General features: G+C 32.0%; 21 protein-coding genes and 1 tRNA gene. 11 read left to right on the forward strand and 11 right to left on the reverse strand.

Annotation, left to right across the window (positions count from 1 at the left end):
- The first annotated feature begins 68 nt into the window (after window positions 1–68).
- From C7447_RS02565 to C7447_RS02580, 5 genes are all read left to right on the forward strand, one after another.
- A complete protein-coding gene (locus tag C7447_RS02565; protein ID WP_148868616.1) occupies window positions 69–1,403 on the forward strand; it encodes an MATE family efflux transporter in 1,335 nt (444 codons plus the stop codon).
- Between the two features lie 21 nt (window positions 1,404–1,424).
- Window positions 1,425–2,192 carry an enoyl-CoA hydratase/isomerase family protein gene (locus tag C7447_RS02570; RefSeq protein ID WP_148868617.1) on the forward strand — a complete coding sequence of 256 codons (768 nt, stop codon included), beginning with the start codon at window positions 1,425–1,427 and terminating at the stop codon, window positions 2,190–2,192.
- Window positions 2,189–2,641, forward strand: coding sequence for a GNAT family N-acetyltransferase (locus C7447_RS02575; protein ID WP_148868618.1), 453 nt, complete (start codon window positions 2,189–2,191; stop codon window positions 2,639–2,641). Before C7447_RS02570 ends, C7447_RS02575 begins: the two co-directional genes overlap by 4 nt.
- Window position 2,642: 1 nt before the next feature.
- Window positions 2,643–2,816 (forward strand): hypothetical protein, encoded by a 174-nt coding sequence (locus tag C7447_RS14715; RefSeq protein ID WP_170245882.1) that lies wholly within the window; start codon window positions 2,643–2,645, stop codon window positions 2,814–2,816.
- A gap of 107 nt (window positions 2,817–2,923) precedes the next feature.
- Window positions 2,924–3,373: a 6-pyruvoyl trahydropterin synthase family protein gene (locus C7447_RS02580; protein WP_148868619.1), complete on the forward strand. Its 450-nt coding sequence runs from the start codon at window positions 2,924–2,926 to the stop codon at window positions 3,371–3,373.
- A gap of 41 nt (window positions 3,374–3,414) precedes the next feature.
- Here the strand turns inward: C7447_RS02580 and pth are convergent, their stop codons facing one another.
- The 3 genes from pth to C7447_RS02595 form a co-directional block, all read right to left on the reverse strand.
- The gene (pth, locus tag C7447_RS02585) at window positions 3,415–4,044 is read right to left on the reverse strand and encodes an aminoacyl-tRNA hydrolase (RefSeq protein ID WP_246143001.1); all 630 of its coding nucleotides are present in this window, start codon (window positions 4,042–4,044) and stop codon (window positions 3,415–3,417) included.
- 63 nt (window positions 4,045–4,107) lie between these two features.
- On the reverse strand, window positions 4,108–4,683 hold the full coding sequence (locus C7447_RS02590) for a 50S ribosomal protein L25/general stress protein Ctc (RefSeq protein ID WP_148868620.1): 576 nt from the start codon (window positions 4,681–4,683) through the stop codon (window positions 4,108–4,110).
- 21 nt (window positions 4,684–4,704) lie between these two features.
- Window positions 4,705–5,646: a ribose-phosphate pyrophosphokinase gene (locus C7447_RS02595; protein WP_148868621.1), complete on the reverse strand. Its 942-nt coding sequence runs from the start codon at window positions 5,644–5,646 to the stop codon at window positions 4,705–4,707.
- A gap of 113 nt (window positions 5,647–5,759) precedes the next feature.
- Here C7447_RS02595 and C7447_RS02600 point away from each other — a divergent pair.
- Together C7447_RS02600 and C7447_RS02605 are read left to right on the forward strand one after the other, a co-directional pair.
- A tRNA-Leu gene (locus C7447_RS02600) sits at window positions 5,760–5,841 on the forward strand.
- 82 nt (window positions 5,842–5,923) lie between these two features.
- Window positions 5,924–6,463: a GNAT family N-acetyltransferase gene (locus C7447_RS02605; RefSeq protein ID WP_148868622.1), complete on the forward strand. Its 540-nt coding sequence runs from the start codon at window positions 5,924–5,926 to the stop codon at window positions 6,461–6,463.
- Here the strand turns inward: C7447_RS02605 and C7447_RS02610 are convergent.
- The 6 genes from C7447_RS02610 to moaA all read right to left on the reverse strand — a co-directional run bounded on the left by C7447_RS02610 (window position 6,444) and on the right by moaA (window position 11,975).
- On the reverse strand, window positions 6,444–7,529 hold the full coding sequence (locus tag C7447_RS02610) for a HesA/MoeB/ThiF family protein (RefSeq protein WP_148868623.1): 1,086 nt from the start codon (window positions 7,527–7,529) through the stop codon (window positions 6,444–6,446). The two genes, C7447_RS02605 and C7447_RS02610, sit on opposite strands and share 20 nt — an antisense overlap.
- Window positions 7,530–7,569: 40 nt before the next feature.
- Window positions 7,570–8,700: an NTP transferase domain-containing protein gene (locus C7447_RS02615; RefSeq protein WP_148868624.1), complete on the reverse strand. Its 1,131-nt coding sequence runs from the start codon at window positions 8,698–8,700 to the stop codon at window positions 7,570–7,572.
- Between the two features lie 81 nt (window positions 8,701–8,781).
- Window positions 8,782–9,255 (reverse strand): cyclic pyranopterin monophosphate synthase MoaC, encoded by a 474-nt coding sequence (moaC, locus tag C7447_RS02620; RefSeq protein ID WP_148868625.1) that lies wholly within the window; start codon window positions 9,253–9,255, stop codon window positions 8,782–8,784.
- A gap of 2 nt (window positions 9,256–9,257) precedes the next feature.
- The gene (locus tag C7447_RS02625; protein ID WP_148868626.1) at window positions 9,258–9,779 is read right to left on the reverse strand and encodes a hypothetical protein; all 522 of its coding nucleotides are present in this window, start codon (window positions 9,777–9,779) and stop codon (window positions 9,258–9,260) included.
- A gap of 14 nt (window positions 9,780–9,793) precedes the next feature.
- Window positions 9,794–10,984, reverse strand: a complete 1,191-nt coding sequence (locus tag C7447_RS02630) for a molybdopterin molybdotransferase MoeA (RefSeq protein WP_148868627.1) — start codon at window positions 10,982–10,984, stop codon at window positions 9,794–9,796.
- 1 nt (window position 10,985) lies between these two features.
- Window positions 10,986–11,975 (reverse strand): GTP 3',8-cyclase MoaA, encoded by a 990-nt coding sequence (gene moaA, locus C7447_RS02635; protein WP_148868628.1) that lies wholly within the window; start codon window positions 11,973–11,975, stop codon window positions 10,986–10,988.
- Between the two features lie 65 nt (window positions 11,976–12,040).
- Between moaA and uvrC the strand changes: the two genes are divergently transcribed.
- Together uvrC and C7447_RS02645 are read left to right on the forward strand one after the other, a co-directional pair.
- Window positions 12,041–13,834, forward strand: a complete 1,794-nt coding sequence (gene uvrC / locus C7447_RS02640; protein ID WP_148868629.1) for an excinuclease ABC subunit UvrC — start codon at window positions 12,041–12,043, stop codon at window positions 13,832–13,834.
- Window positions 13,834–16,041, forward strand: a complete 2,208-nt coding sequence (locus C7447_RS02645) for a patatin-like phospholipase family protein (protein ID WP_148868630.1) — start codon at window positions 13,834–13,836, stop codon at window positions 16,039–16,041. Before uvrC ends, C7447_RS02645 begins: the two co-directional genes overlap by 1 nt.
- Window positions 16,042–16,115: 74 nt before the next feature.
- On the opposite strand, the gene C7447_RS02650 is transcribed toward C7447_RS02645, so the two are convergent.
- Window positions 16,116–17,654 (reverse strand): Rne/Rng family ribonuclease, encoded by a 1,539-nt coding sequence (locus tag C7447_RS02650; RefSeq protein ID WP_148868631.1) that lies wholly within the window; start codon window positions 17,652–17,654, stop codon window positions 16,116–16,118.
- 300 nt (window positions 17,655–17,954) lie between these two features.
- On the reverse strand, window positions 17,955–18,245 hold the full coding sequence (locus C7447_RS02655) for an HU family DNA-binding protein (RefSeq protein WP_148868632.1): 291 nt from the start codon (window positions 18,243–18,245) through the stop codon (window positions 17,955–17,957).
- Between the two features lie 133 nt (window positions 18,246–18,378).
- On the opposite strand from C7447_RS02655, the gene mutY reads away from it, so the two are divergent.
- Window positions 18,379–19,425: an A/G-specific adenine glycosylase gene (gene mutY / locus C7447_RS02660; protein WP_148868633.1), complete on the forward strand. Its 1,047-nt coding sequence runs from the start codon at window positions 18,379–18,381 to the stop codon at window positions 19,423–19,425.
- Between the two features lie 35 nt (window positions 19,426–19,460).
- On the forward strand, window positions 19,461–19,892 hold the full coding sequence (locus C7447_RS02665; RefSeq protein WP_148868634.1) for a single-stranded DNA-binding protein: 432 nt from the start codon (window positions 19,461–19,463) through the stop codon (window positions 19,890–19,892).
- Window positions 19,893–19,902: the final 10 nt, after the last annotated feature.

The raw sequence follows: 19,902 nt of genomic DNA on the forward strand, positions 1-19,902 counted from the left end.
CAAATGGAGTCGAGAGGTTGTTAATTGTTAGATATCGACTCCGCTCGATCTGACATAATACTTCTTACATGCAACAAGACATTAGCTTTAAACGAATAAATAAACTAGCAATTCCCGCCTTAATTGCGGGTGTTGCGGAACCATTACTTTCTACGACCGATTTAGCGATTGTTGGTAACATACAACACAATGCTACCGAAAGTATTGGAGCTATTGGTATTGTAGGAGCTTTTTTATCGATGTTAATTTGGGTATTCGGACAAACACGTAGCGGAATTTCAGCTATTTTATCTCAATATTTAGGAGCAAATAAGTTAAATGAGGTTAAAAATTTACCTGCACAAGCCATCGTAATTGTGGTGGCTACAAGTTTTTTAATTCTAGGATTGAGCTTTCCGTTTGCACGAGATATTTTTCAATTTTATAATGCTTCTGGAATTATTTTAGACTATTCAGTTGAATATTATCAGATCAGAGTTTTTGGTTTTCCGTTTACACTTTTTGTAATTGCTGTTTTTGGTACATTTCGAGGATTGCAAAACACGTATTATCCAATGTTGATTGCGATTATTGGAACAATTATTAATATTGTTTTAGATCTTATTTTGGTGTATGGTGTAGAAGGTATAATTCCAGCAATGAATATTCAAGGAGCAGCCTACGCCAGTGTTTTTGCACAAGTTTCTATGGCTGGTATAGCTGTTTATTTACTATTGAAGAAAACAGAAATCTCACTTAAACTTGAATTACCATTCAATAAAGAGATTTCGCGTTTTATCACTATGATTTTAAATTTGTTTGTGCGTACGATTGCCTTAAATGTTGCTTTGTATTTTGGTACTTCATATGCGACAAGCTTCGGAAACGAATATATTGCAGCTTATACCATTGGCCTTAATTTATGGTTGATAGGAGCATTTACCATTGATGGTTATTCATCCGCAGGAAATATTTTATCAGGGAAATTATTAGGAGCAAAAGCTTATAAAACACTCATAACATTAGGAAATCGATTGCTACTATATGGTTTTTTATTCGGAATTGTAATGGCGGTGATTGGTTTTATTTTTTATAAACCCATTGGAAGAATCTTTACGCAAGAACCCGAAGTCTTAGAACAGTTTTATCATACTTTTTGGATTATTTTATTGATGCAACCGGTATGTGCAATTGCATTTATTTACGATGGAATGTTTAAGGGGTTAGGAGAAATGAAGTATATACGAAATGTTTTATTGGTTTCAACAACCTTTGTTTTTGTTCCTGTTTTGTTAATTTTTAATGAGCTTGATTACAAATTACACGCTGTTTGGATTGCTTTTTATTGTTGGATTCTCGTTCGTGGAATTCCATTAATTTTAAAATTTAGAGGAAAGTTTTTACCGCTAGCGCAAAAAATGTAATTTTGAGAAAAATCAATAACTATGAGTACAACCAGAGCTAACGGAAGTTTATATACCAATATTGAAAACAAGATTGCTACTGTAGAATTTGGTCATCCGGCAAGTAATTCATTTCCTAGTGAATTGCTAGATAGATTAGCCAAAGAGTTTGATTCATTGTCTGAAAATGAAAACGTTTCTGTAATCATCTTAAAATCGGAAGGAGACCGAGCGTTTTGTGCAGGAGCTTCCTTTGATGAGTTAGTCTCAATTTCTAATTTAGAAGATGGTAAAGCTTTCTTTTCAGGGTTTGCAAATGTAATTAACGCAATGCGTACATGTTCAAAATTAATTATTGGTAGGGTGCAAGGAAAAACAGTTGGTGGTGGAGTTGGATTAGCTGCTGCTTGTGATTATGTGTTGGCTACGGAAGGAGCGTCGATAAAATTATCAGAATTAACCATTGGTATCGGTCCATTTGTAATTGCTCCTGCGGTTGAACGTAAAGTAGGAGTGAGTGGTTTAGCAGAATTAACGTTAGATGCTACTAGTTGGAAAAACGCGTATTGGGCTAAAGAAAAAGGGTTATATGCACGAGTTTTTGAAAGCATTTCTGAATTAGATAAAGAAGTTGAATTATTATCAGAAAAATTAGCATCGTATAATCCGGAAGCTTTGCTTGAAATGAAAAAAGCATTGTGGTTAGGAACAGATCATTGGGATCGTTTATTAATTGGAAGAGCAGAAACTTCTGGAAAGTTGGTATTATCAGAGTTTACTAAACATGCGTTAGCAAAGTTTAAAAAGTGATACAATTAATACGAACTGATTCTCAAAATCAGGACTTTGTTGAGTTGGTTAAAAAACTAGATGAATATCTTTCTATATCAGACGGAGAAGATCATTTATTTTACGATCAGTTTAATAAGATTGATACGATTAACCATGTTGTGGTTGCATATTTCAATGAAAAACCTGTTGGATGTGGTGCTATAAAAGAATATGATGATGCAACAATGGAAGTGAAACGAATGTTTACGTCTAATGAAAGTAGAGGAAAAGGAGTTGCTTCTTTAATATTATTTGAGTTAGAGAAATGGGCTGTTGAATTGTTATACAATCGATGCTTGTTAGAAACAGGGATTAGACAAGTTGAGGCAATTGGGTTGTATAAGAAAAATAAATATGCTGTTGTAGATAATTACGGACAATACGTCGGAATTAAAGACAGTGTTTGCTTTGAAAAAAAATTATTATGAAATGTTTTTATATCAAAATTTAGAAAAGACAGATGCTTATAAAGCTGGTTATGAAACAGGAAAGTGGGTGGCACATCATCCAACAGTTTCTGTTATTATTGGTGTACTTTTATTAGCTGTATTAATATGGGGTTTTATCAAAGTTGTTAAACAAATTCGTACTTTTGGTGAATAAAAAACAATAAAAATGGGAGGAAATTCTTTATTTGCAGTTTTAGCTCTAGTTGTTGCTATCGTGTATTTTTTTAACAAGTACAGAAGTAATAAAAAATTTAAAAGATAATGAGCAATATTCGTATTACCAAACAATTCAATTTTGAAACGGGTCATGCTTTATACGGTTACGATGGTAAGTGTAAAAATGTACACGGACACAGTTATAAATTATCGGTAACAGTTATTGGTGAGCCAATTATGGATACTTCCAATGTTAAATTTGGAATGGTAATCGATTTTGGGGATTTAAAAAAGATAGTAAAAGAAGAAATTGTAGATGTTTTTGATCATGCAACGGTTTTTAATAAAAACACTCCTCATGTTGAGTTAGCAAAAGAATTAAAAGACAGAGGACACGATGTTATTTTAGTAGATTATCAACCAACTAGTGAAATGATGGTAATCGATTTTGCTAAAAAGATCAAAGATCGTTTACCAAAGCATATCAGTTTACATTCTATAAAATTACAGGAAACAGAAACCAGTTTTGCCGAGTGGTTTGCTGGTGATAATTAGTATATACTATTCTTGTAAAAAAGAAATCTATTCATATAAATTTACTTTCCATTAAAGGCATTCATGGTATTTGCTAATCCAGCAGTAATAAATGAAGTTACGGCGTTAACACAAGTAGGAATACGTTCTATCATAGCGCTTTCTTCTTCTTTGCTCCATTCACCCAACACAAAGTCTACTTGTTCACCTTTTCTATATTGAGAACCTACTCCAAAACGAAAACGAGGATAAGCACCTGTATTAAATTTTTCTTGAATATCCTTTAATCCATTATGCCCACCAGAACTTCCTTTTCCTTTCATTCGAAGTGTGCCAAAATCGATGTTTAGATCATCTGTAATCACCAATAAATTTTCTACTTGAATATTTTCTTGTTTCATCCAATACATGACTGCTTTTCCGCTTAAATTCATGTAGGTGTTCGGTTTCAATACAATTACTGGTTTTCCTTTAATTTTTAGTTTTGCAATATCTCCTAATTTTTCTGTAGTAAAACTTCCTTCATGTTCTTTTACAAAGGCATCAACAATTTTAAATCCGATATTGTGACGTGTGTTTTCGTATTTAGGACCAATGTTTCCTAATCCTACAATTAAAAATTTTTTCATGAATGGTTCTTGTGTTTCAGTTTTAATTCCGAATAGTTTCTTAAAAAAAACAGTAATATTCATTTTTCAAAAATAAAAAAAGCGTTACACATTGGTAACGCTTTTGTAAACTTACTTAAGCAAAAATTATTTTTCTGCTTCAGCAGCAGCTTTTGCAGCATTACGAGACATACGTACTTGAGCAACTACAGTGTTATCTGGATGCATGATTGTATAATCATCATTCTGTAAAGCTGTAACATATAATTTATTACCAATTTGTAACTCAGTAACATTAGCTTCGATAAAATCTGGTAATTTAGCTGGTAATGCTTTTACTTTTAGTTTACGTGTGTTATGACGTAAAGCACCACCGACAGCTACACCTTTAGATTTACCTACTATACGTACTGGAATTTCCATAGTAATAGCTTTGTCGTCAAACAACTGATAAAAATCTACGTGTAAAATATTATCAGTTACCGGATGAAACTGGATGTCTTGTAAAACAGCATTGTATTTTGATCCTTCAACATCAATCGTTGCAGTATATACGTTTGGAGTATAAACTAATTTCTTGAACGAAATTTCTTCTGTTGAAAAATGAACAGGTTTGTCTCCTCCGTATAATACGCAAGGAACCATTCCAGCATTACGTAAGGCTTTTGTTGCTTTTTTACCTACGCTTTCTCTTTTTGATCCTTTGATTGTAATTGATTTCATTACTTTTTTATTAATTAAAATTTACATTAAAAATTGTCCGCTAATAGATGTATTGTCTTGAACTTTATGCATCACATCAGCGAATAAGGGCGCGCAAGATACAACTTTTATTTTAGAAACTTGTCTTTTTAAAGGAATTGTATCTGAGACAATTAGCTCTGTTAATTTAGAGTTTTGAATCTTTTCATATGCATCACCAGATAGTATTGGGTGCGTACAAATCGCTCTTACCGATATTGCACCTCTTTCTATCATTAAATTAGCTGCTCTTGCAAGCGTACCACCTGTATCGATCATGTCATCAACAAGAATTACATTTTTGCCTTCAACTTCACCGATAAGTTCCATATGATCAATTATGTTTGCTTTTTTTCTTTGTTTATAGCAAATAACTACGTCGCTTTCTAAATACTTAGAATATGCATAGGCTCTTTTAGACCCCCCCATATCTGGTGAAGCGATAGTTAAGTTATCTAGTTTTAAGCTTTCTATATATGGCATAAAAATGGTTGAAGCGAATAAATGATCTACAGGTTTTTCAAAAAAGCCTTGAATTTGATCTGCATGTAAATCCATAGTCATAATACGAGTCGCACCAGCAGCTTCTAATAATTTTGCCACCAATTTTGCGCCTATTGCAACTCTTGGTTTGTCTTTTCTGTCTTGACGTGCCCAGCCAAAATATGGCATTACTGCAGTAATATGTCTTGCAGATGCACGTTTAGCAGCATCTATCATTAGTAGCATTTCCATTAAATTATCTGCTGTAGGAAAAGTAGAGCCAATAAGAAAAACTCTTCTTCCACGAACAGATTCTTCAAAAGCAGGTTGAAATTCCCCATCACTAAAGTGAGTTGTATTTACTTTACCTAAAGGAATACCGAATTCTTTTGCAATTTTTTCAGCCAATTCTGTACTTTGAGAACAAGCAAACAATTTTGGACTTAATTGTATTGGAGTCATTTATTGTATGATATTTTAGTTAGTGTTGTTGTTGCAACAAAAATATAACTATTTTAAGAGTTAAAAAGGTATTTTAAATGAAATATTTTATAGCTTTGCATCTTCCATATAATGCTCGAGTGGCGGAATTGGTAGACGCGCTGGATTCAAAATCCAGTTCTTTTGGGAGTGTGGGTTCGATTCCCACCTCGAGTACAAAAAACTCAACTTTTTTAGTTGAGTTTTTTTGTTTTATAAATACAATTTATTAATTTTAATAAAACTCTTTTTCAAGATTATGGTAGCTTATAAAATAACTTCAACACGAGAAGAATTAGAGCAAATTTTAAACCTTCAACAAAAGAATCTGCTCAAAAACCTTTCAGAAGAAGAGAAAAAAGAGCAGGGTTTTGTTACTGTCGAACATACTCTAGGTATTTTACAGAACATGCATGATGTACAACCACATATTATAGCAACTCATCAAAATAAGGTGGTAGGATACGCACTTTCAATGCATCAAAGTTTTAAAAATGACATTCCTGTTTTGGTTCCTATGTTTGATGTAATTGAAAAAACAGTAGAAAATTCTTTAAATTATATTGTAATGGGACAAATCTGTATTGATAAAGATTACAGGGGAAAAGGAATTTTTAGAGGTTTGTACGATAAAATGAAAAAAGAAGTTTTTAAAAATTTTGATGCAATAATCACAGAAGTCGATGCTTTAAATACTCGCTCTTCAAACGCACATAAAGCTATTGGGTTTAAAGAATTGGTAAAATATGAATCAGGAGGGCAACTTTGGGAATTGATAATTATAGAGACAAATAGCTAGAAATTCCATTCTCTAAACTATAAATTTGAGCTTCTGGAAATTGTTTTTTTAACATAGCAGTTGCTTCGTAACTGGTAATACCTTTAACACATACCATTATATATTTTTTGTTTTTCTGCGGATGAAAATTTGAATTCGGTAAATCAGAAAAATGAATGGTTTTATAATTTGAAAAAGGAAGTTTTAAATTTTCTAAAACACTAATAACTTCTATATTTTCATTTAGTAATTCTGATTTTAATTCTTCAGAAGAAATTAACCAATCAGGATTATGAACCTCACAACTTGTGGCAAAATAATTCTCTGTCTCAAATAATTTTTGAATTTCATCTTTTGATGTTCTTGGACTCAACTTCATTTTTAACTGAGAATTCTGTAAAGAATTATAAATCAATAGCTCGTTGGCTAAGGGTTTTCCAACTTTGGTGATGAGTTTTAAAACTTCATTTACTTGTTGAGTGGCAATCATCCCCACTATAGAATTCAAAGTTCCGGCTTCTTCACAATTAGGAATATCAGTTGCCATGGTTGGAAAAGCGTCGCGTAAATTTGCACTTCGAGTTCCACCTTTTAAAGTAATGTTGAAAACAGAAAGATAACCATCAAACTTGTACAATGAGCCATACACTAAAGGTTTGTTTGTTAAAACACAGGCATCGTTCAATAAATATTTTGTGGGTAGAGAGTCAGTTCCGTCAACAATAATGTCGTAATCCGAAATGAGTTTTAAAACATTTTCTTTATTAATAGGAGAGTTGGTGTAGCTAACTTTTGTAAACGGAGCTCTTTGTTTTATAAAATTTGCTAAAACTTCAGCTTTTGGCTTGCTAATATCATCTAAAGAATAAAAAACTTGACGATGTAAATTAGTAACATCAACCATATCAAAATCAACCAAGTGTAATTCTCCAACCCCACTGGAAGCTAAATACACTGCAACAGGACTTCCTAATCCGCCACAACCAACTATCAAAACTTTTGCATTTTGTAATTTCTGTTGACCTTCCTCACCAATTTCTGATAAAGTGATCTGGCGTTTAAAAAGCTGTTCTTTGGTGATTTTCATTGTTTTAGTCATTGCGAACATAGTGAAGCAATCTTAAAGATTACTTCGTCGTTTCTCCTCGTAATGACGAGGTAATTTCTCTTTTTGCTTTTTCAAATTCCTCTGGAGTATTGATATTTCTAATCAAATCATCATCTACCTCAACAATTTCCACATCCGAATTGATTAACATTTTACGCGGACAAGAATATCCTTGAGCTAAATATTGTAATAAAATAGGATATGCTTTAGGCTCATAAATAGTGATTAACGGTTCAGGAAACTCTTTACTTTTTCCTTTCACCGTAGTTGCCACTTTACTCGGATTTCTCTTTTGTAATAATAATTGAATTAAGTCATCATTTACAAAAGGTACATCGGTTGCTAAGACAAACCACGCTGAATTTGGGTCTTTTTGAAATGCTGAACAAATTCCTCCAAATGGGCCTAAATTTAAAAACACATCGTGAATTTCTTTCGGATCATCTGATTTGTTCTGAACCGAGTGGAAAGTTTCTACTAAATGTTCACTCAACAATTCTTTTACAACTACTTTTTGAGGCTTTCCATGATAATTCAATTCCGATTTATCTGTTCCCATTCGGGTACTTTTCCCTCCAGTTAATACTAACCCTTTTATTGGAGTAATATGTTCTTCAATAAGATTTTTGATGTGTTGCGTTATTTTATCAACCTCATCAATAGTGTAAGAAGTAATGTTTTTTATCTGCGGATATTTCTCTGTTAAAAATGAAAAGTATTCCGTTTCAGGTTTCAATTTTATAACAAATTGAATTCGATCTAATTGATCTAAACGTTTTAAAACGGAAGCTTCTTTTTCCTCGTCTAAAATTAAGATTTGTTTTGCTCCGTTGTAATGATTTCCATTAATAAACACAAAATCATATTGCGAAAATTGAATTCTTTGAACATACTTATTCACAGGTGAATTAGTGTTGATTTGTAAATTCCCTTCGTGATGAAAAGTATATTCAGATACTATGTTTTTTTCAATGTCTTTTGCGTGAGAAGCATCAAAATACGCCAATTTATAGTTGGATAATTTATCTGAAACCTGACGAACCAAATCTGTAATAATTCCACATTTTGTTCCGAGAATTGCAATTTCATTAGGCGCGAAATTATCGTTGTGTTTTCGTGTTAAGTTAGTATGTTTTTGGTGTTTTTCCATTTTGTTATAGGTCATTGCGAATGTAGTGAAGCAATCTCTAATTTTAAAGATTACTTCGTCGTACCTTCTCGTAATGACGGTTTAATTTTTTACATCCGATTTTCCGCCAGTTTTCTCAATTAATTTTACTTCTTGAATCACCATTTTTTGACTGATAGCTTTACACATATCGTAAATGGTTAAACATGTCGCAGAAGCTCCAGTTAAGGCTTCCATTTCCACTCCTGTTTTTCCTTCAATAGTAACTTTACAAAAAACATCAACATGTTCTTTGTCGGTGATATTAATATCGATATCAACTCCGTTAATTAGTAGTGGGTGACACATAGGAATAATATCAGACGTTTTCTTTACAGCTTGAATTCCCGCAATAATTGCCGTTTGAAAAACAGGACCTTTTTTGGTCATCAATTCATCATTGGTAAAGTGACTGATTATTTCTTCGCCTAAATACATGGTAGCTTTTGCGATAGCAGTACGTTTCGTGATTTTTTTATCAGAAACATTGACCATTTTAGGTTGGTTTTGTTCGTTTATATGGGTGAAGTTGTTCATTGTTAATTCAACAGTTTATTGTCTTTAAAAACATCAATAATAGTTTCTTTCACTTCACTAGTCAAATCACCTAGCCCCATGTCTATAAGTTTACCTTTTAAGACCTCTTTCCAATTTTTCTTATTTAGAATTTTCAATAATTCTTTTAACTCTTCAAATTCGTTACTTAAATCATCGTAAATAATTTGTTGACCCAATTGAATTTCTTCGATTTTCGTAAAAAAGTTATCCAACCTCTTTATTATTTCTTTTTTCTCATCATTTGAAAAGAAGTCGATTTCTTTTTTAGAGTTGTCATCTTCAATAAATTCAATTCCCTTAGCAATTATATCTAAGAAAGTTCCATCCTTAGTGCTTATCATTCTTACATGTCCCATTTTTTCAAGAGAAATTGCTAACTCGTAGGCTTCACTAGGGTTTACATCTAAGTCTTTTAATAATTTTACTACATCAAAATAGCCTCCTTGAAATCGATTTTCATAAAGAAGTTGTAATAGATGAGTTTTCTTTTCTTTGAATGTCATTGCTTCAATATTAATTATCTAAATCTAATTACTGGATAAACTTCTCCTTTTTTAAACTCCGCTTCTTCTGTTTTTGGCAGTTCAATAAACCCGTCAGCTTCAACCAAACTTGCTAAATCACCAGATCCATTTCCTTTTATGGGTGTTGCGAATAATTGTCCGTTTTCGGTTGTTAGTTTTACTTGTAAAAAGTACGTTAAATCAGGTTTAAAACTTACATTTTCAGTAAGAATTGCTGTTTGAGGTTGCTGTTTAACCCCAGCCGATTTATAATACCACGGATAAAAATACACCAAACAATTCACAAAAGTTGAAACTGGATTTCCAGGAAACGCGAAGACTTTACAAGTATCTGTTTGCCCCATCCAAAATGGTTTTCCAGGACGTTGTGAAACTCGATGAAATAATTTTTCAACTCCTAATTCCTCTAAAACCTCAGGCAGAAAATCAAACTTCCCTTTGCTTACTGCACCGCTGAATAGTAAAACATCGAAGTCGTTTAAAAACGAGGTTATTTTTTGTTGTAAAACCTCTTTTTTATCTGTTAAATGTTCGATTTCCGAAGGAATTTTCAATTCATTCAACAAAGAAACTAAGGTAAATACATTGCTTCTACGTATTTGATGTGCTTCAGGATTTTTATCAACACCAACCAATTCATCACCTGTAGAAACAATCATCACTTTAGGTAGTTTAGCAACTTTCACTTTAGACTTCCCTACAGTTGCTAACACACCAATTTCTGAGGGAGAAATAACAGTATTCTTTTTGATAAGTATATCTCCTTCATTCCTATCTTTTCCTTGGTAGTGAATGTTTTGGCCTTCGGTAATTTCATCAATGTTTACGGTTGCCATTAACGTATTGATGCTAACATCTTCATACCGAATTACAGTATCACAGTTTTCTGGTAATACAGCACCTGTCATTACTTCGTAGCAATTAGAAGCGTTTATCATGGCTTCTTGTTCACTTCCTGCGGGTTGAACACCTTCAATTTTAAAATCACGAACTCCGTATTGAAAGAAACGATAATTAATCGCAATTCCGTCCATAGCCACACGATTGAATGGTGGAAAATCTCTATCGGCAACAATATCTTCTTTTAAAACGCGTCCGACCGAATCTAAAAACGGAATTTCCTCAACACCAAAATCTTGTGTGTTTTGTAATATGATATGTTTTGCTTCTTCTACTGTAATCATTTTATCCCCCTATTGTACTCATACTTTCCGTTACGTTTCCTTTTCTGTTGGCTTCAGCTTCAAAACCGTCTTTAGGTTTTTCTTTTACTAACGATAAAAACAACTCTTTTAAATCTTCATTACTCGCTCCGTTTCGTATAAAATTCCTCAAATTGAAAACACCATCATCAAACAAACAGTTTTTAAATGTTCCGGTTGAGGTGATGCGAATTCGATTACAATCATTACAAATAGTTCGGGTAAAAGCAGGGATAATTCCAACAGTTCCTAAATGACCTTCTATCGAATAATTTCGTGAAGTTGATGATTTTTCCGAAGAAATTTTAGTAATCGTATATTGAGATTTTATTTCTTCTAAAATTCGATTAAAGCTCCAGTTTTCGTTTGTTTCACGTTGCCCGTTTCCATTAAAAGGCATTTCTTCAATAAAACGAACAGCAATATCTTTATCCTTAGTCAATGCAACAAAACCATTGATTTCATCGGTATTAAAACCCGATTGCACCACAACATTCAGTTTTAAATTTAGGTTGCTTTTTTCCAGTAGCTCAAAAGTGTTATATACTTCGGGAAACACATCACGACGTGTTATTTTAGCGAACTTTTCTCGTTGTAAACTATCAATACTTAAATTGATGTTTTTTACTTTTTTGATTTTTTCAAGCGTTTCAATGTGATTAGAAATCAAAGCTCCGTTGGTGGTAATATTAATGTCGTCTAACAAATCATTAAAAGACAGCATTTCTAAGAAACTCATAAAATCTTTTCTAACAAAAGGCTCACCACCTGTTAATCTAACTTTATTCACACCGAGTTCGGTTAATACTCGAACAATTCGATACATTTCTTTATAAGTAAGCAGTTCTTTTCTCGGAACAATATCTATTCCGTGCGCTGGCATACAATATTGGCAACGCAGGTTACAACGATCGGTAACCGCTAACCTTACATAGCTAATTTGTCGCCCAAAATTATCAACTAACTTACTCATAATGTAAAAATACTAATTCTATAAACGATGGGGCTTTAAAACCCAAAAAATTGTACTTTCGTTATATGCCAACACCACTAGAACTTCAGGTACAAACATTGCCCAATTCTCCGGGAGTTTATCAGTATTTTGATAAAGAAGATGTGATTATTTATGTAGGAAAGGCTAAGAATTTAAAAAAACGTGTTTCGTCATATTTTACTAAGAATCATGAAAATGGAAAAACACGAATTCTAGTAAAAAAAATTGTTCGGATTGAGCATGTGGTGGTTGATACAGAAACGGATGCCTTATTATTAGAGAATAATCTGATAAAGAAATATAGACCACGCTATAATGTTTTGTTGAAAGATGATAAATCATATCCGTGGATTTGTATAAAAAAAGAACGCTTCCCAAGAGTTTTTTCTACTAGAAGAGTGATAAAAGATGGATCTGAATATTTTGGTCCATATACGAATATGAGAACGGTACATGCGTTGTTGGATTTAATTAAAGAGTTATATCCGTTACGAACATGTAGTTACGATTTAAGTCAAGAAAAGATTGATAGCGGAAAGTATAAGGTTTGTTTAGAGTATCATTTAGGAAACTGTAAAGGTCCTTGTGAAGGATATCAACATGAAGATAACTATCTGGAAGATATTACAGCAATCCGTAATATTATAAAAGGAAACTTTAAGGAAAGTTTAGAGCGTTTACAAACCATGATGATGAATTTTGCTTCGGAGATGAAGTTTGAAGAAGCTCAAAAAATTAAAGATAAATTAGATTCTTTAAAAAATTATCAGGCAAAATCTACGATTGTAAATCCGTCTATTAACAATGTTGATGTGTTTTCTATTATTTCTGATGAAACACATGGTTATGCGAATTTCTTTAAGATTATGAATGGGTCTATAGTTCAGTCTTATACTACTGAGATTAAGAAAAAGCTAGACGAAACCGATAAAGAATTATTAGAGCTTTTTATTGTGGAAACACGCCAGCGATTTAATTCGCTTTCAAGAGAAATTTATGTTCCTTTTAAAGTTGACGTTGGTGATGAGGTTAAAGTAACCATTCCTAAATTAGGAGATAAAAAACGTATTGTTGAATTATCAGAAAGAAATGCAAAATATTACAGACAAGAGCAGTTTAAACAAATAAAAATTGTAGATCCAGATCGTCATGTAAAAAGAATTATGGCACAAATGCAAAAGGATTTGCGTTTGCAAGTAGAACCTCGTCATATTGAATGTTTTGACAATTCAAATATTCAAGGAACGCATCCTGTAGCTGCTTGTGTGGTTTTTAAAGATGGTAAACCAAGTAAAAAAGAGTATAGGCATTATAATATAAAAACTGTTGATGGACCCGATGATTTTGCATCGATGGAAGAGGTTGTTTTTCGTAGGTATAAACGATTATTAGAAGAAAACGAACCGCTTCCGCAGTTAATTGTAATTGATGGGGGAAAAGGCCAGCTATCATCCGCCTTAAAAAGCTTAGATGTTTTAGGGTTACGAGGAAAAATTGCCATTATCGGTATTGCAAAGCGTTTAGAAGAGATTTATTATCCAGGAGATTCTGTTCCGTTGTATTTAGATAAAAAGTCAGAAACGCTTAAGATTATTCAATACTTACGCAATGAAGCGCATCGTTTTGGAATTACTTTTCATCGAAATAAAAGAAGTAAAAGTGCCATTCAATCAGAATTAGAACAAATACCTGATATTGGTCAGCAAACCATAACCAATTTATTACGTAAATTTAAATCGGCAAAAAGAGTTAAAGAGTCTACTATAGAAGAACTTAAAGAAGTTGTCGGTAACTCTAGAGCTCAAAAAATATATAACTACTACCATTCCAAACAATAATGAATAAGAAACTATTATTTGCTTTGATTTTCCCTTTAGTATTATTTGCGCAAAATCAGCCTAAAGTTGGCTTGGTTTTAAGTGGAGGAGGTGCAAAAGGGTTTGCTCATATAGGTGTATTACGTGAATTAGAAAAAGCGGGTGTTCAGGTTGACTATATTGGAGGAACTAGTATGGGGGCAATTATTGGAGGATTGTATGCGGTTGGATATAATTCTTATCAAATTGAAGAAATTATTAAGGATACTGATTTTATGTCTTTGCTACAAGATAAAGTGCCCCGAAGAGAAAAAACATATTTTGAAAAAGCATTTGTAGAAAAACATGCTATTTCTTTACCCTTTAATAAAGGAACAATAGGGTTACCATTAGGGTTGTCAAAAGGACAAAATGCACTTAATTTATTAACAGAGTTACTTTCTTCAGTAGATGATGTGAATGACTTTACTAAACTTCCAATTCCTTTTTATTGTATTGGAACAGATATAGAAACAGGCGGTGAGGTATTATTAGAAAAAGGATCTTTACCTTTAGCGATTAGAGCGAGTTCTTCATTTCCCACATTGTTAAACCCTGTTGAGATTGATAATCGTTTACTGGTTGATGGAGGTGTTGTAAATAATTTCCCTGTAGATATAATGAAAAAGAAAGGGGTAGATATTATTATTGGTGTTAATGTTCAAGGACAACTATCAAATAGAAATAAGCTATCATCAGTAACAACAATTTTAGGGCAAATTATTAATTTTCAAATGTATCGTAAATCTGACGAGCAAATTAAATTAGTAAATATTTATATGCGTCCTAAAGTACTGGAATATACAGTTACTTCATTTGAAGATTGTGAGGCAATTATAGCTGAAGGAATAAAAGAAGCAAAGCCTCACAAATCTACTTTTGAAAACATTGCGAAGCAACAAATAATTAAAAGAGAATTACCAAAAATTAGTCAGAAGGTTAACGAATTTTTGGTAGATAGAATTATTATTAACGGAAATAAAAATTATACTAGAAATTATATACTTGGTAAACTTCAATTAAAGGAAGGAGATTATGCTTCTTATAAAGATATTTCTAGAAAAATAAATACGTTAACTGCTACCAATAATTTTGAACGAATAGACTATCATTTTGAAAAATCTTTTAAAGGAAAAAAACTCACGCTGACAATTAAAGAAGATAAAGTAAAAACGTATTTGAGATTAGGGTTACATTACGATTTATTATATGAATCAGGGATCTTGTTAAATTATAATCATAAAAAAGTGCTTTTTCAAAATGATGAACTTTCAGCAGATATTGTTATAGGAGATAATATTAGATATGATTTGCAATATTTTGTAGATAATGGTTTTTTAACTAGTTATGGGTTCTCGTCAAGGTACAATGGTTTTTCTTCTAACATTTTATTTAATAATAACAACGTTGATAGGCTTAATATTGAGTATAAAGATTTTACAAATAGGTTGTTTATGCAAACAACTATTGATAAAAAATTCGGCTTTGGCTTTGGTCTTGAGTCAAAAGCCATTAAAGCTAAAACTGAAACCATATTAACTAATGAAGGGAAAGAGACTTACTTAGAAAAAAGTCATTATTTAAACTCATTTGTGTTTTTACGATTAGACACCTTTAACAAAACAATGTTTCCTACTAAAGGGTTTTATGCAGATGTTGGTTTTAAATGGTATATGTTGTCTGATAGAAATGATAAATTATCTCAATTTTTGGAAGGAAGTAATGAGCCATTTAATCAATTTTCACAAATAGGAGGGAAAATTAGTGCAGCTTTTACGTTAAAAGATAAACTTACTTTTCAATACATTTCAGAAGCAGGTTATACTCTTGGAGAAGAAAAGTCTCAAGTATTTGATTATCGTTTAGGAAGTTATAATAAAAACTTTATAAATAACTTCATATCATTATATGGTTATGAAATAGCCTCTTTAAGTGATCAATCATTTTTAAAATCAGAATTTGATATTCGCTATAAGGTTTTAGACAAACACTATGCAACATTTACTGTTAATTTTGGTCGTGTTGCAGAAAATGTTTTTGAAAAAGGAAGTCTTTTTAAAGATACAAAAACAGGGTGTGCTTTAGGTTATGGCGTAGAAACTCTTTTAGGACCCATAGAGTTAAAATACAGTTGGTCTCCAGATCACAGTCAAAAATATTGGTTGTTTAATTTAGGGTTTTGGTTTTAAATTAATAGTATAAAACAAAAAAATCCCACTCTATTGAGTGGGATTTTTTTTGATAATAAGATATGCCTTACTTACTAAAGATCCTTCTTTTTAAAGAAGAATTTATATTCTAAGTATTGGTAAGCATCTCTAGGTAAAATTTTAATCCACTTTTTGTGTTTTACAAACCATTTAAAACGAATAGAGTTGATTCCTTTAGTTAAATAGGCAGCTATAAAAGGATGAGCATTTAATGTTATATCTTTATAATCATTTTTATTACTCAAAATTCTTTCAATTTCTGCCTCTATTTTATCTATTAAAACAATAGGAGCTTCAACTTCACCATTTTTATTTGGGTTTGCTTCACGTGTTTTTATTTCTAATTCAGGTCGCACACGTTGACGTGTTATTTGCACTAATCCAAACTTACTTGGAGGTAAAATTTTATGTTTTGTACGGTCTAACGCCATAGCATCTTTTAGATGTTGATATAATTTTTGTCTGTTTTCAACAGTTTTCATATCAATAAAGTCCACTACAATAATTCCTCCCATATCGCGTAATTGTAATTGTCTTGCAATCTCTGTTGCAGCAATCAAATTTACTTCTAACGCGGTTTCTTCTTGGTTTTTAGCTTTGTTTGAGCGGTTACCACTGTTTACATCAATTACGTGTAACGCTTCGGTGTGTTCTATAACTAAATAGGCACCTTTGCTCATAGAAACTGTTTTGCCAAACGATGTTTTTATTTGTCTTTCAATCCCGTATTTTTCGAAAATCGGAGTTGGAGAATTGTGTAGTTTTACAATGCTTTCCTTTTCAGGATATATTTCTTGTAAATACTCTTTAATTTCAACGTTTAAGACTTCATCATTGGTAACTATACTTGTAAAAGAATCGTTCATCACATCTCTTAAAATAGAAGATGCTCTGTTTAATTCACTCAAAATTTTAGTTGGAGTATTTGTGTTTGCAATACGTTTGCAAGTTGTTTTCCAACGTTCGAGAGAGTTTTGTAAATCTTTGTCTAGTTCTGCTACTTTTTTTCCTTCAGCAACAGTACGTAAAATAAGCCCAAACCCTTTTGGGCGGATACTTTTTGCTAATCTTTTTAAACGTTCCTTTTCTTTGTTATCTTCTATTTTTTGAGATACAGATATTCTATTAGAAAAAGGAACTAATACTAAATATCTACCAGCAATCGAAAGCTCTGAACTAATTCGAGGTCCTTTGGTAGATATAGGTTCTTTTACGATTTGTACTAATAAATTTTGACCTGATTTTAGTACATCATTAATACTTCCATCTTTATTGATGTCGTTTTCAAAACGGAAGTTTTTTAAAGTGAATTCTTTAAATTTACCTGTGCTTACTTTCTTGATGAAATTATTTAAAGATTGTACTTGTGGTCCTAAATCGTGATAGTGTAAAAAACCATCTTTAGGATATCCAACATTTACAAAAGCGGCATTTAAACCAGTCATTACTTTTCCGATTTTAGCAAGAAAAATATCTCCGACCGAGAATTTATTGTCGTTTGTTTCTTTATTTAATTCAACAAGTCTACCATCACGTAGTAAGGCAAAATCAATATCAGAAGAATTTGAACGTATTATTAATTCGGTTTTCATCTGAATAAAGTTTTGTGCCAGCGCAATATGATTGTATTGCGTTAACGGATTAAAATTTGTAAACAGGTATAATTTTTATACCGGCTGAGATTTTTAAAAACCTCAATGTCAATGAACTTTTGCGTTTTTTAGCAAACGGAAAAAGTAAGCGAATGCTTACTTTTTCTTATGACGGTTTGCTCTTGCTCTTTTCTTTCTTTTGTGTGTAGAGATCTTAGCTCTCTTTCTTTTTTTACCACTTGGCATAATAAATCGTTTTTAGAAACTCTTTCGAGTTTAGTTAATACTGTCTGATATTTTTTACTTTACAGAAACCTTTGTCTTTACTCCATCAGTAAAGGTTTTAGCAGGCTTAAATGCAGGTATGTTGTGTGCTGGAATTTTAATAGTAGTATTTTTAGAAATATTTCTACCAGTTTTCTCAGCTCTAGTTTTGATGATAAAACTACCAAAACCTCTTAAATATACGTTATCTCCACTTTCTAATGAATCTTTTACTTCAGACATAAATGCCTCAACAGCTGCTAATACATCAGCTTTCTCTATTCCTGTTTTGTCTGAAATATTCGATACGATATCTGCTTTTGTCATTATAAATATATTTTTGTTTATTTTTTAAAAATTTCAAGGGTGCAAATATATGATAATTAATCTATTCCGAAAATATTTGTTCTTAAAAATATCTGAATAAAATACATTAATTTCGCATTGCAAATTTTGATAAATGCATTTTCATAACACTTTAATTTACTGGTATTTACAAAATCAACGTGAATTGCCTTGGAGAAAAACACAAAACCCTTATTATGTTTGGTTAAGTGAAATTATGTTGCAACAAACAAGAGTAGCTCAAGGATTACCTTATTTTTTGAAGTTTAAAGAAGCCTTTCCAACAGTTTTCGATTTAGCAAATGCAGAAGAAAGTATGGTGTTAAAATTATGGCAAGGGCTTGGGTATTATTCGCGGGCAAGAAATCTTCACTTTACTGCTAAATATATTGCAAACGATTTAAATGGCGAATTTCCAAGTTCTTATAAAGAGTTACTGAAGTTAAAGGGAGTTGGAGATTACACTGCATCTGCCATTGCATCCATCTGTTTTAATGAACCTGCCGCAGTTGTAGATGGAAATGTTTATCGAGTGCTTTCTCGTTACTTCGGAATTAAAACTCCTATAAATTCATCCACAGGAATAAAGGAGTTTAAAATATTAGCGCAAACCTTAATTGATTTAACACAACCAGGAACATACAATCAGGCTATTATGGATTTCGGCGCACTACATTGCAAGCCTCAAAATCCATTATGTAACAAATGTCCTTTTTCTAGTAGTTGTGTGGCTTTTGAAAAAGGGTTGGTTAACGATTTACCTATTAAGGAGATGAAGCTAAAAGTAAAAAAGAGATTTTTTAATTATTTAGTTATAAATACTTGGGATGAAAAAACAGTTTTATCGCAAAGAACAGGAAAAGGGATATGGCAAGGATTGTATCAATTTCCATTAATAGAAACGGATAAAGCGATTAACGAACAAAAATTAATCGCATCAGAGAAATTTCAAAGCTTATTTCTAAAGGAAGCAACAATTTCATTATTTAATCAAGTAGATGTAGTGCACAAACTTTCACATCAACATTTATATACAAAATTCTGGATTGTAAAAACTCCCGAGGTTGAAATAAAAACAATTCCATGGAACGAAGTTGATAAACATCCAGTACCTGTATTAATTGATAAGTTTTTAGATGCATTTCTGAACAAGAAAAAGTAATTTTGTATCTTTGATTGTACACAAACTTTTATGCTATGGCAGGAACAATTAATAAAGTGATTTTAATAGGGCATTTAGGAGATGAAGTTAAAATGCATTATTTCGATGGAGGAAATTCTATCGGTCGTTTTCCTTTAGCAACTAATGAAACCTATACAAATCGTCAAACTGGAGAAAAAGTTACAAATACCGATTGGCATAATATTGTGGTTCGCAATAAATTAGCTGAAATTTGTGAAAAGTATTTAACGAAAGGAGACAAGGTGTATGTTGAAGGACGTTTAAAAAACCGTCAATACGAAGTTGAGGGTCAAAAGCGTTATACAACAGAAATACATGTGCAAGAAATGACTTTTTTAACCACTAAAAAAGATCCTAACGCACCAACAACATCGGTAGGTCAATCACAAAGTAGTGCTGCTACAAGTTCGGTAGCATCTCAAGAGGAAGATGATTTACCATTTTAGTTTAATTAAA

The sequence above is a fragment of the Tenacibaculum adriaticum genome, assembly GCF_008124875.1.
In the GTDB taxonomy this organism is placed as follows: Bacteria; Bacteroidota; Bacteroidia; order Flavobacteriales; family Flavobacteriaceae; genus Polaribacter; species Polaribacter adriaticus.

What these genes read in the sequence shown, in the direction of transcription:
- C7447_RS02565 (WP_148868616.1), top strand. Translation starts at nt 69, where the DNA reads ATGCAACAAGACATTAGCTTTAAACGAATAAATAAACTAGCAATTCCC.
- C7447_RS02570 (WP_148868617.1), top strand. Translation starts at nt 1,425, where the DNA reads ATGAGTACAACCAGAGCTAACGGAAGTTTATATACCAATATTGAAAAC.
- C7447_RS14715 (WP_170245882.1), top strand. Translation starts at nt 2,643, where the DNA reads ATGTTTTTATATCAAAATTTAGAAAAGACAGATGCTTATAAAGCTGGT.
- C7447_RS02580 (WP_148868619.1), top strand. Translation starts at nt 2,924, where the DNA reads ATGAGCAATATTCGTATTACCAAACAATTCAATTTTGAAACGGGTCAT.
- pth (WP_246143001.1), bottom strand. Translation starts at nt 4,044, where the DNA reads ATGAATATTACTGTTTTTTTTAAGAAACTATTCGGAATTAAAACTGAA.
- C7447_RS02590 (WP_148868620.1), bottom strand. Translation starts at nt 4,683, where the DNA reads ATGAAATCAATTACAATCAAAGGATCAAAAAGAGAAAGCGTAGGTAAA.
- C7447_RS02595 (WP_148868621.1), bottom strand. Translation starts at nt 5,646, where the DNA reads ATGACTCCAATACAATTAAGTCCAAAATTGTTTGCTTGTTCTCAAAGT.
- C7447_RS02605 (WP_148868622.1), top strand. Translation starts at nt 5,924, where the DNA reads ATGGTAGCTTATAAAATAACTTCAACACGAGAAGAATTAGAGCAAATT.
- C7447_RS02610 (WP_148868623.1), bottom strand. Translation starts at nt 7,529, where the DNA reads ATGAAAATCACCAAAGAACAGCTTTTTAAACGCCAGATCACTTTATCA.
- C7447_RS02615 (WP_148868624.1), bottom strand. Translation starts at nt 8,700, where the DNA reads ATGGAAAAACACCAAAAACATACTAACTTAACACGAAAACACAACGAT.
- moaC (WP_148868625.1), bottom strand. Translation starts at nt 9,255, where the DNA reads ATGAACAACTTCACCCATATAAACGAACAAAACCAACCTAAAATGGTC.
- C7447_RS02625 (WP_148868626.1), bottom strand. Translation starts at nt 9,779, where the DNA reads ATGACATTCAAAGAAAAGAAAACTCATCTATTACAACTTCTTTATGAA.
- C7447_RS02630 (WP_148868627.1), bottom strand. Translation starts at nt 10,984, where the DNA reads ATGATTACAGTAGAAGAAGCAAAACATATCATATTACAAAACACACAA.
- moaA (WP_148868628.1), bottom strand. Translation starts at nt 11,975, where the DNA reads ATGAGTAAGTTAGTTGATAATTTTGGGCGACAAATTAGCTATGTAAGG.
- uvrC (WP_148868629.1), top strand. Translation starts at nt 12,041, where the DNA reads ATGCCAACACCACTAGAACTTCAGGTACAAACATTGCCCAATTCTCCG.
- C7447_RS02645 (WP_148868630.1), top strand. Translation starts at nt 13,834, where the DNA reads ATGAATAAGAAACTATTATTTGCTTTGATTTTCCCTTTAGTATTATTT.
- C7447_RS02650 (WP_148868631.1), bottom strand. Translation starts at nt 17,654, where the DNA reads ATGAAAACCGAATTAATAATACGTTCAAATTCTTCTGATATTGATTTT.
- C7447_RS02655 (WP_148868632.1), bottom strand. Translation starts at nt 18,245, where the DNA reads ATGACAAAAGCAGATATCGTATCGAATATTTCAGACAAAACAGGAATA.
- mutY (WP_148868633.1), top strand. Translation starts at nt 18,379, where the DNA reads ATGCATTTTCATAACACTTTAATTTACTGGTATTTACAAAATCAACGT.
- C7447_RS02665 (WP_148868634.1), top strand. Translation starts at nt 19,461, where the DNA reads ATGGCAGGAACAATTAATAAAGTGATTTTAATAGGGCATTTAGGAGAT.